The organism is Streptomyces sp. NPDC040589, from assembly GCF_055594445.1.
Genome location: NZ_JBVIWP010000008.1, coordinates 299,362 through 313,970 on the forward strand (window position 1 = coordinate 299,362; position 14,609 = coordinate 313,970).

Genomic DNA, 14,609 nt, shown 5'->3' on the forward strand with positions numbered 1-14,609 from the left:
TGACCCCCTCCGGTGAGGGGAATCATGAAGCCGCGTAGCGTGTTGGGCAGCACGATGAGGGAAAGATCCTCCCCAAGCACTAGGGTCATTCCTTTGCCTACCTATTACTCTTGAGCCAAGGCCATGACGTGTGGCCATGGAGGAGTGAAATGAGGAGCAGAAACCCGGTCTTCTCGCGACGGGGGTTCAGCCGCGACAACGGCTACGCGGGCTTCAACACCGCGCCGCAGGCCGGGGGTCCCGCTGTCGCCACGCAGGGCAACCCGTACGCGCAGCCGACGGGCGACCAGTACGCGCAGAACCCGTACGCGCAGAACCCTTACGCCCAGCAGGACCTGCAGCACGGCGCGCCGCCGCAGGCGCCGGCCACCACCGGCCGGATGACCATCGACGACGTAGTCCTGCGCACGGCGAGCACGCTCGGTGTGCTCATCCTCACCGCCGCGCTCTCCTGGGCCCTGCTGCCGATCGACGACGCCAACATCAGCCGTAGCTACGGCATCGGTATCGGCGCCGCGCTGATCGGCATGGTCCTGGCGTTCGTGCAGTCCTTCAAGCGCAAGGCCTCGCCCGCGCTGATCCTGACGTACGCCGCGTTCGAGGGTGTCTTCCTCGGCGTCGTCTCCAACATCGTCGACAACCGCATCGCCGACGGCGCGGCCATGCAGGCCGTGATCGGCACCATGGCGGTCTTCGCCGGTGTGCTGATCGCCTACAAGGCCGGCTGGATCCGCGTCAACCGCCGCTTCTACGGCTTCGTGATGGCGGCCGCGCTCGGCTTCATCCTGCTGATGACCGTGAACCTGCTGTTCGCGGTGTTCGGCGGCGGTGACGGCCTCGGCTTCCGCAGTGGTGCCCTCGGCGTCGTCTTCGGCGTCATCGGCATCATCCTCGGCGCCTGCTTCCTCGCCCTGGACTTCAAGCAGGTCGAGGACGGCATCGCCTACGGTGCTCCGCGCGAGGAGGCGTGGTTCGCGGCCTTCGGCCTCACGCTGACGCTGGTCTGGATCTACCTGGAGTTCCTGAGGCTCATCTCGATCCTCAACAGCAGCGACTAGTACGGCAAGTCCTGACCGTCGTACGCGATAGGGCCCCGGCTTCGGCCGGGGCCCTTGTCGTTGTCTCACGTTGTCCGGACGGTGTCGTCGTCGAGACGGTGCGCGCCTAGAGCAGTTTGCGCGCGGCCCTCCTCAGGTCGTACTCATGGATGATCGCCTTGGCGTGGCCGTAGGCCAGGTTGTGTTCGTGCCGGAGCCAGCTGACCTTTTCCTCGAAGCGGAAGAGCGCCGGGCCATCTTCGACGGTGCGAAGCCAGTCGGTGATCTCACGACCGGTGCAGTGCGGGATGCGGGCGAGCATGTTGCGATGGGTCTCTTCGGAGAAGACTTGGGACATCGGCGCCTCCGGACGCTGGGATGTAAGCCGGTCCTTCAGGTCACCGTGCCTGAGTGTTCGCCCGTTGGCAACAGTCCCGGTGCGACGCGTACGCTCGCGGCGTGGTTGATACGACGCCTCTGACCCGTGCGGTGGATCACTTCGCCGATCGTTTGAGGGCCGCGCCCCAGAGCCGGCTGCAGCGGGGCGCTGCCGCCGAGGCTCTCGGGCTGGCCCGGGAGCTTGCCCGGTGGGCGCAGGAGTTGGAGGAGCCGGGCGTGGAGGCTCGGGAGATGCCGGATGCGGGAATGTTTGCAGCGGCAGATCAGATCACAGTTGCCGGGCATGATCTGGCGGTGGTGATTCCCAGTGATGCCGATGTCGATGACGCGGTGCGGCTGGTTGAGGAGGCGCAGAAGCGGGCGGGGGTCTAGCGCCGTGCGCGGGTGCGCGTTCGTTGTGGTTGCTCGCGCCCGCGCGGCGGAGCCGCGGATCGATACAGCCCCGCGCCCCTCGGGGGCGCTTGCCTAGAGGGACGAGATGACCCGGTCCGCCAGGATGTAGACGTTCTCCTCGCCGCACTCGAACGTCAGCGTGTAGGCGCCCGCGATGCCGGAGCCGCCGAGGAGGACGGGGGTCTCGCCCGCGCGCAGGGCCGTGGCGAGGTGCTCCGCGGTCTCGCGGTGACCCGGGGTCATGCACAGGGTCGTGCCGTCGGCGAAGACGTAGACGTCGAGGGTGCCCAGCGGGCCCGGACGGACGTCCGTCAGCTCCACGCGGGAGGAGGCCAGCTCCTCCAGGGTGGCGACCGTGCGCTCGTGGTCGTTCACCACGGGCGACTGCGCCGGCACGAAGTCCGGGTGGGAGGGGTGACGGCGGCGGGCCGCGGCCAGCTCCGGGGACTCGCCGGCCGGCTCCTCGGTGTCGGCGCCGGTCTCGGAAACCGGCTCCAGACCCGCGAAATCGGCCTGCCGGGGCAGGAACAGATCGTGGTCGGGCAGACCCAGCAGGGACGGTGCGTCGGAGGCGTCACGGGTCTCCTGGGCGGCCCAGAAGGCCCGCGCCTCGGCGAGCTCGCGCTCCCGTTCCTCGGCGAGCGCCGCGGCCACGGCGGCGCGTATCTCCTCGGCGTCGGCCTGGGTGCGGGCGGCCGGCAGCAGCGCACGGGTGGTGGCGGCGCGGTTCTCGGCCAGCGCGGTGTGCAGGGCCGCGACCTGTCGCCGCAGCTGCAGGACGGTGCGCAGGACGGCAACGCCCACGGCGCCCGTGGCGGCCGTGGTGACCAGCAACGCGATCGGCATGGCGCTCACTGACGTACTCCCGGTTCAAAGTCGACCCCCGACTTCCTACATCAGCTTGAAGGGCGGACTAACCAGCTGTCAGTGCGTAACGTCACCAAACGGACAGGGTGTCGGCGTCGGGGGAGGGGGTGTGGTTGCCGTGACCTGCGCTTCTCCCCGGGCGGAGGGAGATAGGTCACATCCTGGGGGAGATTGGATCACAAAACGGCCCAGAACCCAGGAGTTTCCGGGGTTCTGGGCCAAGGCCTCACAGCCGGTGCTATGGCGGCTACGGTGCGGTGCTCAGCTGAGGCGCTCGATGACCATGGCCATGCCCTGGCCGCCGCCGACGCACATCGTCTCCAGGCCGAACTGCTTGTCGTGGAACTGGAGGGAGTTGATGAGCGTGGTGGTGATGCGGGCGCCGGTCATGCCGAAGGGGTGGCCGACGGCGATGGCACCGCCGTTGACGTTCAGCTTCTCCAGCGGGATGCCCAGGTCGCGGTAGGAGGGGATCACCTGGGCGGCGAACGCCTCGTTGATCTCGACCAGGTCGATGTCGTCGATCGACAGGTTCGCGCGGCGCAGCGCCTGCTTGCTCGCCTCGACCGGGCCGAGGCCCATGATCTCGGGGGAGAGGCCGGAGACGCCGGTCGACACGATGCGGGCGAGCGGGGTGAGGCCGAGCTCGCGGGCCTTGGTGTCGGACATGATCACGAGTGCGGCGGCGCCGTCGTTCAGCGGGCAGCAGTTGGCGGCGGTGACCAGGCCGTCCGGGCGGAAGACCGGCTTGAGGCCCTGGACGCCCTCCAGGGTGACGCCGGCGCGGGGGCCGTCGTCCTTGGCGACGACCGTGCCGTCGGGGAGCGTCACCGGGGTGATCTCACGCTCCCAGAAGCCGTTCTTGATGGCTTCCTCGGCGAGGTTCTGCGAGCGGACGCCGAACTCGTCCATGTCCTGGCGGGTGACGCCCTTGGCGCGGGCCAGGTTCTCGGCGGTCTGGCCCATCGCGATGTACGGGTCGGGCAGCAGGCCGTCCTCGCGCGGGTCGTGCCAGGTCGAGCCCTCGGACTGGGCGGTCTCGACGGTGCGGGCCTCGGCGTCGGCGAAGAGCGGGTTGTGCGTGTCGGGCAGGCCGTCGGAGCTGCCCTTCGCGTACCGGGAGACCGTCTCCACGCCGGCCGAGATGAAGACGTCGCCCTCGCCCGCCTTGATGGCGTGCAGGGCCATGCGGGAGGTCTGCAGGGAGGACGAGCAGTACCGGGTGACGGTACAGCCCGGCAGGTGGTCCATCCCCATCTGTACGGCCACGATGCGGCCGAGGTTGTGGCCCTGCTCGCCGCCGGGCAGGCCGCAGCCGAGCATCAGGTCGTCGATGTCCTTCGGGTCCAGCTCGGGGACCTTGGCCAGGGCGGCCTGGACGATCGTGGCGGTCAGGTCGTCCGGGCGGAGGTCCTTGAGGGAGCCCTTGACGGCGCGGCCGATGGGGGAGCGGGCGGCTGAGACGATCACGGCTTCGGGCATCACGGCTCCATTGACGTACCGGGTGGTCTGGCTGGGCTGTCTGGGAAGTTACCCGTACGTATGGCCTGGGTCACGGGTCTCGCGGTGTGACCCTGACCGCAGTTTTCTAAGCGCTTGCTTTTCTCGTTCTCGTTTTTCTCTCTCCCTCTCAGTTCGAGGGCGTGGCAGGCGCCGGCTCCTGCTCGGGTACCCGCCGGCGCCGCCGGCGCTTCAGCAGGGCCCAGGGGCCCCGCGACCCGGTCGGCATCGCCGCCGCGACCTCCGTGCCCGCCTCCGAGGCGGCCTCCGCCGCAGCCCGGGCCACCGGCAGGAAGCCCTCGCGACGGGAGGCGTCCGGGCGCTCCTCCTCGGCCGGCCACAGGCCGAGGGAGGCGCAGACACTCGGCAGGACCGCCATCGCCGCCGTCGCATAGCCCTCGGCGGAGGGGTGGTAGCTGTCGGGCCCGAACAGCTCGCGCGGGTTCTCGGCGAACTCGGGGCCCAGAAGGTCGCCCAGGGACACGGTGCGGCCGCCCTGCTCGACCACTCCGATCGTCTGGGCGGCCGCCAACTGGCGGGAGGCCCGTCGCGCCAGCCAGCGCAACGGCTGCCGGACCGGCTCGATCGTGCCCAGGTCGGGACAGGTGCCCACCACGACCTCCGCACCGGCCGTGCGCAGCCGCCGTACCGCCGACGCCAGGCAGCGCACCGAGCGGGTCGGGGGCATGCGGTGGGTGACGTCGTTCGCGCCGACCATGATCACGCAGATGTCGGGCACCGGATCCGGGTCGGCCAGCACCAGGGCCACCTGGCGGTCCAGGTCGTCCGAACGGGCCCCGGGTGTCGCCACCGTGCGCAGCCGCACCGGGCATTCCGCCAGCGCCGCGAGCCCCGACGCCAGCAGCGCCCCCGGTGTCTGCCCGGACCGGTGCACGCCCTGGCCCGCGGCCGTGGAGTCGCCCAGCATCGTCAGCCGCAGCGGCGTCTCACCGGAACCGGCGTACGCACGGCCGTACAGCCCGTCCGCGTTCGGCACGTGACCGGACGTGCCGTTGCCCACCCGGCGCCGCGCCAGCTGCACCTCCGCCAGCACCAGCCCCACGGCGGCCGCTCCCGCCAGACCGATACCGCCGCCGCCGTACGCCGCGCCGGCCGCGATCCGCCGGGCCACCCTCGCCCTCGACATGCTCGTCATGCGTCGCCGCCACCTCCTCGAACCCGTACACCCAGTGCTTGCCCCGTACAGGCCGTCGCCCAATCTCAACGCGGAGTGAACGACCGTCACGGACCACGGGCAGCACATAGGCTGGCGGCACCACTTAAGGGGTCCTTGCACTATGAGCGCCCGGGTCGCGCGGCCTGGCACCTCACCTCGCCGCGTTGCCGAAAAGCCCTAGTAGCTCCGCTACGAGGGCTCTCCGGCGCCTTGCGATGCACGGCACCAGACCACGCGACCTGATCGGGCGCTCATAGTGCAAGGACCCCTCAGACCACTTCTTCTGCGGCATCCGGAGACAACGGTGCAGTTCCACGACTCGATGATCAGCCTCGTCGGCAACACCCCGCTGGTGAGGCTCAACAGCGTGACCAAGGGCATCAGGGCGACCGTCCTGGCCAAGGTGGAGTACTTCAACCCCGGCGGGTCCGTGAAGGACCGCATCGCCCTGCGCATGATCGAGGCGGCGGAGGAGAGCGGCGCGCTCGAGCCCGGCGGCACGATCGTGGAGCCGACCAGCGGCAACACCGGGGTCGGGCTCGCCATCGTGGCGCAGCAGAAGGGGTACAAGTGCATCTTCGTGTGCCCCGACAAGGTGAGCACCGACAAGATCAACGTGCTGCGCGCGTACGGCGCCGAGGTCGTCGTGTGCCCGACCGCGGTGGATCCCGAGCACCCGGACTCCTACTACAACGTCTCCGACCGGCTGGTCCGTGAGACGCCGGGGGCCTGGAAGCCCGACCAGTACTCCAACCCCCACAACCCGCTCTCCCACTACCACTCCACCGGCCCCGAGCTGTGGAAGCAGACGGAGGGGAAGATCACCCACTTCGTCGCGGGCGTGGGCACCGGCGGCACCATCTCCGGGACCGGGCGCTACCTCAAGGAGATCAGCGACGGCACGGTGCAGGTCGTCGGCGCCGACCCCGAGGGCTCCGTCTACTCCGGCGGCTCCGGGCGGCCGTACCTCGTCGAGGGCGTCGGCGAGGACTTCTGGCCGACCGCCTACGACCGGACCGTCGCGGACGAGATCGTCGCCGTGTCCGACAAGGACTCCTTCCAGATGACCCGCCGTCTGGCCAAGGAGGAGGGCCTCCTGGTCGGCGGCTCCTGCGGCATGGCGGTCGTGGCCGCGCTGGAGGTCGCCGGGCGGCTCGGCCCGGACGACGTCGTGGTGGTGCTGCTGCCGGACAGCGGGCGCGGCTACCTCAGCAAGATCTTCAACGACGAGTGGATGGCCGACTACGGCTTCCTGGAGGACACGGGCCCGAGCGCCCGCGTCGGCGACGTCCTCGCCGACAAGGAGGGCGACCGCATGCCCTCCCTCGTCCACATGCACCCGGACGAGACGGTCGGCCAGGCCATCGATGTGCTGCGCGAGTACGGCGTCTCGCAGATGCCGGTCGTCAAGCCGGGCGCCGGCCACCCCGACGTGATGGCCGCCGAGGTCGTCGGCTCGGTCGTGGAACGCGAGCTGCTGGACGCGCTGTTCAGCAAGAGCGCCTCGCTCGACGACCCGCTGGAGAAGCACCTGTCCGGCCCGCTGCCCCAGGTCGGCTCCGGCGAACCGGTCGAGGACCTGATGGCCGTGCTGGGCAGGGCGGACGCCGCGATCGTCCTCGTCGAGGGCAAGCCGACCGGTGTGGTCAGCCGGCAGGACCTGCTGTCCTTCCTCGCCAGGACCGGGAAAGCGGCGGCGAACGCCCGGTGAACCACCCGTGAACCGGGTGAACTTGCGGCGTCCGTGATCTTCGTGGACTTCGCGGAAGTGGTACGAGCGTGTCACGTTCGCGCAGCACCCGCTTAACACGAGTCCTGCACATTGGTGGGTGTCGGCAGGGCGGGAGCGGCTCCCCGCCCAGGCCGACACCGTAGGCGTCAAGGACCTCCGGAGCGGCTCCCGGACCTCCATGGACCCTACTGACGCGCCAGCCCGGCCCTGACCAGGCCCGCGTCCCTCGCGGGGACCGCCGTCGTCCCGCCCCCCGAACAGGGGGTGCGGCGGTCCCCGCGCATTTTTCTTCCCGGCTCAGCCGGCCCGGCTCGTCGCCCAACTCCCCAGCAGTGCCAGTCGCTCCGCCGTCTCCGAGCCCGGATCCGGTGCGTAGGCGACGATCGTCTGGTCCGGTGCCCCGGGGATCGCGAGGGTCTCGTACGGAAGGGTCAGCAGGCCGGCGACCGGGTGCCGCAGCTGCTTCACCCCGTGGTCGCAGGGCTTGACCAGGTGGTCGGCCCACAGCCGGCGGAAGTCCTCACTGACGCGGGAGAGTTCGGCGACGAGTTCCCCGGTGGCGGCGTCCCCGGGGTGGTGGCCCGCCTGCAGCCGCAGATGGGCGACCGTCTGGCCCGCGATAGCGGCCCAGTCCGGATAGATCTCGCGGGCGGCGGGGTCGAGGAAGACACGGCGCGGGATGTTGCGCTCGTCGGAGCCGGAGCCGCTGAAGTCGAGCAGGGCGTCGGCGAGGGCGTTCCAGCCGAGCACCTCCATGCGATGGTCCAGGACGTACGCCGGGTTGCGGTCCATGCCGTCGAGGATCAGCTGGACACCCGGGCGCACCCGGGGCGCGGCCGGAGCGCTCCCGGCCCGGCGGGGCCGGGCGACCGCCCGCAGATACGCGTGCTCCGCCTCGTCCAGCCGCAGCACCCGCGCGACCGCGTCCAGCACGGCGTCCGACACTCCACCGGACTTCGTCCGGGACGGGTCCCCGGGGCCCCTGCCCTGCTCCAGGCGGACGTAGTAGTCGACGCTCACCCCGGCCAGCTGCGCCACCTCCTCACGGCGCAGACCCGGGACACGGCGGCGGCCGTAGGAGGGCAGCCCCACCTCTTCCGGCTGGATACGGGCGCGGCGCGAGCGCAGGAAGTCTCCCAGTTCTCCGTCCATGCCTTCGAGCCTAGGCGTCCCGCGCGCGGTGAGCCTGGTACTGGCAGACCCAGGAAAAGCGCCCCCCTGGGTACGGCGGCCGACGGCGCCGAGGGTGGTGGACGAGGCCGGGGAGACGCCCCGGCCACCACCGAGGGGATCTCCCATGTCGTACGAGAACCTGGCCGGCCGCACCGCCGTCGTCACCGGAGCCGCGAGCGGGATCGGCGAGGCCATCGCCGTCCTGCTGGCCGCCCGGGGCGCACGGGTGGCCCTGCTGGCCCGGCGTGAGGAACGGCTGACGGAGCTCGCCGGGAAGATCCGGGCCGACGGCGGACAGGCCCTGGCCGTCGTCGCGGACGTCACCGACGACGCGTCCGTGGCGGCCGCCGCCGACCGGATCCACACCGAGTACGGGCCCGTCGACCTGGTCGTCAACTCCGCCGGCGTCATGCTGCCGCACCCCGTCGACGCCCGGCGCGCCGACGAGTGGCAGCGCATGCTCGACACCAATGTCGCCGGCGTGCTGCGGATCACCGGCGCCTTCACCGGAGACCTGGTGGGCGCGGCGGCGGACGGCCGCACGGCCGACATCGTGAACATCTCGTCCATCGCCGCGCACATGAGCTTCCCGAACTACGCGGTGTACGGCGCGACCAAGGCGGCCGTCACCTACCTGTCGGAGTCCCTGCGCGGCGAGTTCGGGCCGCGGGACGTCCGGGTCACCAACATCGAGCCCGGGTTCGTCGAGAGCGAGCTGCTCACCCACATCGGTGACGCGGAACTGGCCCGGCAGGTGGCGGACCTGCGGGAGCAGGTGGGTGCGCTGTCCGCCGAAGAGTTGGCCGACCTGGTGGCCTACGCGACCAGCCGGCCGCGCCGGGTCAATCTCCGCCAGATCGTCGCGCTGCCCACCCGGCAGGCCTGAACGGGGTGCGCCCGCTCAGTCCTCCCAGCCGCTGTCCTGGGAGGACTTGCGGCGGCCGAACAGGTCCGGATTGGTGCGGGCGGCCTGGACGAGGTTGACGCCCACGATGCCGGCCCAGGCGACGAGCATGCCGGGCAGCTGGGCCACGCCCCCGCCGATCGCGGACAGCGGCACCGCGAGGACCAGGGAGACGATGCCGAAGCCGAAGCGCTCGCCCCAGGAGTCCGTGGGCCGCGGCGACCGGGACTCCCGGGCCGTCTGCATCTGCTGCTCGGCGAGCTGCCGGCGCACCCGGCGGTCCACCGCGCCGTCGATCCGTTGGTCGACTTTCTCCAGGAACGAGTCGACCAGCGCGGACTCGTACTCCTCGCCCAGCTCCCTGCGTGCGTGCAGGGTGGCGTCGAGTTCCTTCTTCAGCTCGGTGTCCCGCGCGTCCATTCCGGTCATGAGACCCACGGTAGAAAGAAGCGATGCCCGCCGCACTGGGGTTAGCCCCCGTGTCGGGACGGGGGGCGGCCCTCGGCTCCCGCTTGCCGGTCTGCATATGCTCATGCAGAATCCTCAGCTACTGAATAGGCGAGGGGGAGCACGTCATGAGCGTGACCGACAGCCCTGCCGCGCGGCTCCAGGCGCTCTTCGAGGGCCACCGGCTGACGCCGACCCAGCGGCGCATCGCGCACAGCATGGTGCGGCGGGCCGCCGACGTGCCGTTCCTGTCGAGCGTGGAGCTCGCCGAACTGGCCGGGGTCAGCCAGCCGTCCGTGACCCGCTTCGCCGTGGCCCTGGGCTTCGACGGCTACCCGGCCCTGCGCCGCCATCTGCGCGAGGTCGCCCCGGCCGAACCCGCGGCGGACGCCGGGTCCGTCAACGAGTATCAGCAGGCCGTCGAGGCCGAGATCGAGAACCTGCGCCACCTGGCGGAGGCCCTGGCCGACACCGGGCCCGTGCAGCGGGCCGGGCGCCTCCTCGCGGCCTCCCGTCCGCTCCCCGTCCTCGGCCTGCGGGCGGCGGCCGCACAGGCGCACGGCTTCGCCTACTTCGCCGCCAAGGTCCACCCCGACGTACGGCTGCTCAACGAGGGCGGCACGATGGTCCAGGACCGCATCGACGCCGCCGTCCGGGCCGGTGCGACCGCACTGCTCTGTTTCGCCCTGCCCCGGCATCCCCGCGAGGTCGTCGACACCCTCGCCCATGCCAAGGAGGCCGGGCTGACCGTCGTCACGGTCGCCGACTCCGCCTTCGCACCGGTCGCCAAGGTGTCCGACCTGCTGATCCCCGCCGCGGTCGGCACCGGCCTGGCCTTCGACACGGCCTGCGCCCCGATGCTGCTGGGCCGGGTGCTGCTGGAGGCGATGTGCGACGACCTGCCCGAGGCCCAGTCCCGCCTGGAGGAGTTCGACGCGAAGGCTGCGGCCCGGGGCCTGTTCGTGGACTGACGGCCCGGGCACCGTCCTCTCAGACTCGTCTCACGTTGCCTCGCTAACGTGCGTCTCCTGCACCCTCTTCAGAGGCTTCGGAGACCGCACGGAGGCTGAACGTGACGCGCGGAGGGCATGGACATGGACTGGCTCGGGTCGCCGTCGTCGTACGGGCGGGGGCCGCACCGCTGTGGTGGCTGGGCGTGTGTGCCGCGGGCATCGGCGTCCTCGCCCCGGGACTGACCGGCCGCCGCATCGGCGTCCTGGCCGGGGCGGCGCTGTTCGTCCTGGCGACGGCCGTGGTCGCTTACGGTGGCCGCAAGCGCTATGTCACTCTGGCCGCCTCCGCGTCCCGCGCCGGCAAGCACGACGTACTCCAGGACCGCGCGGTGACCGTACGCAACTGGCGCCGCCACCACCGCTGGTGGCTCCTCCTCGCCTTCCTCGCCGCCCTGGGCACCGCCTTCGCCCTCCCGGCCGCGGGCGGCCTGCTCCTGGCCGGCTGCGGAGCGGGCCTGTGGCTGAAGGCGGCGTGGCTGGGCCGCCGGGAGCGTGCCGACGAGGCGTTGGTGTGGGTTCGGGTGGACTGGCTGCGCGGGGGCACGGGACGCCTGGCGGGCAAGCAGGTGAAGGCGTACCGCAGCACGGGCATCGCGGCGGGGGACGCGGCGCCGGGCGGGGCGAGAAGGAAATCACCGGCGCTCGTATAGCGGGGCGGGGGCGCGTGCCCTGCTTTTCAGGGGCGCGGCAACTGCGCGAACAGCCACAACGCACCCGCACGTCGGAAACTACGGAAGCCCCCACGGCGCCTGGCCACTCGACAGCGCCTCCACATGCACCCCACCGGACTCCGCCACAACCTCCTCCACCGTCTGTGCCTCCCGCACGACCGCGAAGACCACACCCCCCTCCCCACCCGGCCCGAACCCGTAAACCCCCGGCCGGACAAGGGAGTTGTACCCATAGTGATGCGCGAAGTAATACGCCCCCGTATCCAGCGCCGCCGCGTAATCCCCCTGCTCCAGCACCGGCATGGACCGCCCCTCCGCCAGCAGATCCCCCGCGAAACAGGCCGGCCCCGCGACGTCCTGCACCACGACGGGCCCCTCCTTCACCCGCCCCTTCGCGTCATACGCCGCGATCCTCAACGGCCAGCTCTCCGGCGCGTACACCGTCCGCGTGGCGACCTGCACACCGGCATGCGTCACCGCGACCGCCCGCCCGCCGGAGGACTTCGCGTACTCGACCCGCGCCACCACTGTGCCGTGCTTGGCCAGCAGCGACCGTCCGAACTCCGTGACCAGCCCGTACCGCCCGTCGAACAGCCCCGGCACCTCCCCGGCCAGCATCCGCGCGTACTCCGCGTACGTAGGCGTCGTCGCGTCCGACGCGAAGTTCACCGGCAGCCCGCCGCCGATGTCGAGCGTGTCGATCTGCCGCCGCCCGATCCGCCCGTTGATCTCCTCGGCGAGCGCGTACACCTCCGCGACCCCCCGGGCCAGCAGCGACAGCGGGATGCCCTGGGACCCGGTGTGCGCGTGCAGCCGGGTCAGCCACGGGCGGTCCTGGTACGCCCGCACGACCCACTCCCGGGCCCCCTCGTCGCGCAGCGCCACCCCGAACTTCGACGTCGCCGTGGCCGTCGAGGTCGCCCCGATGGAACCCCCGCCGACCTGCGGATTCACCCGGATCCCGAGCGGGGAGCGACTGCCGCCGGCGCTCATCAGGCCGTCGATGCGGTCCAGCTCCTGCGGATTGTCCGCGTTGACGGCGATGCCCAGGTCCAGCGCCTCGCGCAGTTCGGCCGGTGTCTTGGCGGGTGAGTCCAGGACCGTCATCTCCGGGCCCAGCCCCGCCGCCCGCGCCAGCGCCAGCTCACCCGGGCTCGCCACCTCCGCCCCGATGCCCTCCTCGCGCAGCAGCCGCAGCACCGGCACCAGCGGGGTCGCCTTCACCGCGAAGGCGTGCAGCACGGGCGTGCCCGGTGCCACGACCGCGTCGAACGCCGCCCGCAGCTCCGCCGCCGAGTCCCGGATGCCGGTGACGTCCAGCAACCCGACGACGGGGCTGCCGGCCCCGACCAGCCCCTGCTCCACGGCGGCCCGCACCGCCTCGTCCCGCCGGGCCGCCCGCCCGGCGCCCAAGTCGCCTGCCTGAATGTCGTCATCCATGGATCCAGCCAAACATCCACGGCACCGCCGCGCCGACCTCCCGAGGTATTGACTAGCCCTATTCAGAAAGCCAGGATGTGAATAGAAGTAACAACAGACCGCCGGGAGGCAGACCATGTCAGGACCCCGCCCGCCCGTCTCCCACCACCACCCTCAAACGAGGCCCTACGGGCCGCCCCCTGGTGGAGTCCGAGCGCCGCGCGGCACGGAACCGAGCGCCCTGGGATGGCAGCAGGAAGCCGCCCTGCGGATGCTGCAGAACAACCTCGACCCGGAGGTCGCCGAGCACCCCGACAAGCTCGTCGTCTACGGCGGCACCGGCAAGGCGGCACGCGACTGGCGCTCCTTCGACGCGATGGTCCGCACCCTGAGGACGCTCAAGCAGGACGAGACGATGCTCGTCCAGTCCGGCCGCCCCGTCGGCGTCATGCAGACCCATGAGTGGGCCCCGCGCGTCCTCATCGCCAACTCCAACCTCGTCGGCGACTGGGCGAACTGGGAGGAGTTCCGCCGCCTGGAGGCCCTCGGCCTGACCATGTACGGGCAGATGACCGCCGGCTCCTGGATCTACATCGGCACCCAGGGCATCCTCCAGGGCACCTATGAGACCTTCGCCGCCGTCGCCGCGAAGAAGTTCGACGGCACCCTCGCGGGGACCATCACCCTCACCGCCGGTCTCGGCGGCATGGGCGGCGCCCAGCCGCTCGCCGTGACCATGAACGACGGCGTCGCCATCTGCATCGACTGCGACCCGCGTGCCATCGAGCGGCGCATCGAGCACCGCTACCTGGACGTGAAGGCCGACTCCCTCGACCACGCGCTGCAGCTGGCCGTGGAGGCCCGTGACGCCCGCCGGCCGCTGTCCATCGGCGTCCTCGGCAACGCCGCCGAGCTGCTGCCGCGGCTGCTCGCCATGGGCGCCCCGATCGACATCGTGACCGACCAGACCTCCGCCCACGACCCGCTGGCCTATCTGCCCCTCGGCCTGGCCTTCGAGGACATGGCCGACGCCGCCGCGAAGGACCCGGCCGGGTTCACCACCCGGGCCCGCGAGTCCATGGCCCGGCATGTCGAGGCCATGGTCGGCTTCATGGACGCCGGCGCCGAGGTCTTCGACTACGGCAACTCCATCCGGGGCGAGGCCCAGCTCGCCGGATACGACCGGGCCTTCGCCTTCCCCGGCTTCGTCCCCGCCTACATCCGCCCGCTGTTCTGCGAGGGCAAGGGCCCCTTCCGCTGGGCCGCGCTGTCCGGAGAGGCCTCCGACATCGCGAAGACCGACAAGGCGATCCTCGACCTCTTCCCGGAGAACGAGTCCCTGGCCCGCTGGATCCGCATGGCAGGGGAGCGGGTCCACTTCCAGGGACTGCCCGCCCGTATCTGCTGGCTGGGCTACGGCGAGCGGGACAAGGCCGGTGAGCGGTTCAACGACATGGTCGCGAGCGGGGAGCTGGCCGCGCCGGTCGTCATCGGCCGCGACCACCTCGACTGCGGATCCGTCGCGTCCCCCTACCGGGAGACCGAGGCCATGCTCGACGGGTCCGACGCGATCGCCGACTGGCCGCTGCTCAACGCGATGGTGAACGTGGCGTCCGGGGCGTCCTGGGTGTCCCTGCACCACGGGGGCGGGGTCGGCATGGGGCGGTCGATCCACGCCGGGCAGGTGACGGTCGCCGACGGCACGAAACTGGCCGGTGAGAAGATCCGCCGGGTCCTCACGAACGACCCCGGCATGGGCGTCATCCGGCATGTCGACGCCGGGTACGACATCGCGGAGTCGGTCGCTGAGGACAAGGGCGTCCGTGTCCCGATGCGCGAGGGTGACGACGCGTGACTCAGGAAACCGCCGCCGGCGC

14 protein-coding genes are annotated in these 14,609 nt (G+C 71.5%); 7 read left to right on the forward strand and 7 right to left on the reverse strand.

Translation table 11 applies throughout. The features are described 5' to 3' along the window. Positions 1 to 149: 149 nt before the first annotated feature. Positions 150 to 1,058: a Bax inhibitor-1/YccA family protein gene (locus ACZ58V_RS31425; protein ID WP_189726758.1), complete on the forward strand. Its 909-nt coding sequence runs from the start codon at positions 150 to 152 to the stop codon at positions 1,056 to 1,058. Positions 1,059 to 1,164: 106 nt separating this feature from the next. On the opposite strand, the gene ACZ58V_RS31430 is transcribed toward ACZ58V_RS31425, so the two are convergent. Next, entirely contained in the window at positions 1,165 to 1,395 is a 231-nt protein-coding gene (locus ACZ58V_RS31430; RefSeq protein WP_142163328.1) for a DUF4287 domain-containing protein, read from the reverse strand. A gap of 101 nt (positions 1,396 to 1,496) precedes the next feature. On the opposite strand from ACZ58V_RS31430, the gene ACZ58V_RS31435 reads away from it, so the two are divergent. Beyond that, positions 1,497 to 1,808, forward strand: a complete 312-nt coding sequence (locus tag ACZ58V_RS31435; protein ID WP_468197659.1) for a hypothetical protein — start codon at positions 1,497 to 1,499, stop codon at positions 1,806 to 1,808. Positions 1,809 to 1,901: 93 nt separating this feature from the next. On the opposite strand, the gene ACZ58V_RS31440 is transcribed toward ACZ58V_RS31435, so the two are convergent. The 3 genes from ACZ58V_RS31440 to ACZ58V_RS31450 all read right to left on the reverse strand — a co-directional run bounded on the left by ACZ58V_RS31440 (position 1,902) and on the right by ACZ58V_RS31450 (position 5,352). After that, complete coding sequence (locus ACZ58V_RS31440; RefSeq protein ID WP_468197657.1) at positions 1,902 to 2,684, reverse strand: hypothetical protein; 783 nt, start codon at positions 2,682 to 2,684, stop codon at positions 1,902 to 1,904. A gap of 273 nt (positions 2,685 to 2,957) precedes the next feature. Further along, a complete protein-coding gene (locus ACZ58V_RS31445; RefSeq protein WP_468197655.1) occupies positions 2,958 to 4,178 on the reverse strand; it encodes an acetyl-CoA C-acetyltransferase in 1,221 nt (406 codons plus the stop codon). Between the two features lie 148 nt (positions 4,179 to 4,326). Then, positions 4,327 to 5,352 carry an SGNH/GDSL hydrolase family protein gene (locus tag ACZ58V_RS31450; protein ID WP_468197653.1) on the reverse strand — a complete coding sequence of 342 codons (1,026 nt, stop codon included), beginning with the start codon at positions 5,350 to 5,352 and terminating at the stop codon, positions 4,327 to 4,329. Between the two features lie 325 nt (positions 5,353 to 5,677). Between ACZ58V_RS31450 and ACZ58V_RS31455 the strand changes: the two genes are divergently transcribed. Further along, positions 5,678 to 7,084, forward strand: a complete 1,407-nt coding sequence (locus ACZ58V_RS31455) for a cystathionine beta-synthase (protein ID WP_468197650.1) — start codon at positions 5,678 to 5,680, stop codon at positions 7,082 to 7,084. 318 nt (positions 7,085 to 7,402) lie between these two features. Here the strand turns inward: ACZ58V_RS31455 and ACZ58V_RS31460 are convergent, their stop codons facing one another. Further along, positions 7,403 to 8,257, reverse strand: a complete 855-nt coding sequence (locus ACZ58V_RS31460; protein WP_471294208.1) for a helix-turn-helix transcriptional regulator — start codon at positions 8,255 to 8,257, stop codon at positions 7,403 to 7,405. Between the two features lie 145 nt (positions 8,258 to 8,402). Between ACZ58V_RS31460 and ACZ58V_RS31465 the strand changes: the two genes are divergently transcribed. Further along, entirely contained in the window at positions 8,403 to 9,164 is a 762-nt protein-coding gene (locus ACZ58V_RS31465) for an SDR family oxidoreductase (RefSeq protein WP_471294210.1), read from the forward strand. 15 nt (positions 9,165 to 9,179) lie between these two features. On the opposite strand, the gene ACZ58V_RS31470 is transcribed toward ACZ58V_RS31465, so the two are convergent. Next, complete coding sequence (locus ACZ58V_RS31470) at positions 9,180 to 9,602, reverse strand: hypothetical protein (protein WP_468197949.1); 423 nt, start codon at positions 9,600 to 9,602, stop codon at positions 9,180 to 9,182. 155 nt (positions 9,603 to 9,757) lie between these two features. Between ACZ58V_RS31470 and ACZ58V_RS31475 the strand changes: the two genes are divergently transcribed. Both ACZ58V_RS31475 and ACZ58V_RS31480 read left to right on the forward strand, forming a co-directional pair. Beyond that, a complete protein-coding gene (locus ACZ58V_RS31475) occupies positions 9,758 to 10,600 on the forward strand; it encodes a MurR/RpiR family transcriptional regulator (protein ID WP_193480035.1) in 843 nt (280 codons plus the stop codon). Positions 10,601 to 10,701: 101 nt separating this feature from the next. Continuing rightward, positions 10,702 to 11,292 carry a hypothetical protein gene (locus tag ACZ58V_RS31480; RefSeq protein WP_471294213.1) on the forward strand — a complete coding sequence of 197 codons (591 nt, stop codon included), beginning with the start codon at positions 10,702 to 10,704 and terminating at the stop codon, positions 11,290 to 11,292. A gap of 78 nt (positions 11,293 to 11,370) precedes the next feature. Here ACZ58V_RS31480 and ACZ58V_RS31485 read toward each other — a convergent pair whose 3' ends face one another. Then, complete coding sequence (locus tag ACZ58V_RS31485) at positions 11,371 to 12,753, reverse strand: type III PLP-dependent enzyme domain-containing protein (protein WP_471294215.1); 1,383 nt, start codon at positions 12,751 to 12,753, stop codon at positions 11,371 to 11,373. A 115-nt stretch (positions 12,754 to 12,868) separates the two neighbouring features. On the opposite strand from ACZ58V_RS31485, the gene hutU reads away from it, so the two are divergent. Then, positions 12,869 to 14,587: a urocanate hydratase gene (hutU, locus tag ACZ58V_RS31490; protein WP_468197638.1), complete on the forward strand. Its 1,719-nt coding sequence runs from the start codon at positions 12,869 to 12,871 to the stop codon at positions 14,585 to 14,587. The last annotated feature ends 22 nt before the right edge of the window (positions 14,588 to 14,609 follow it).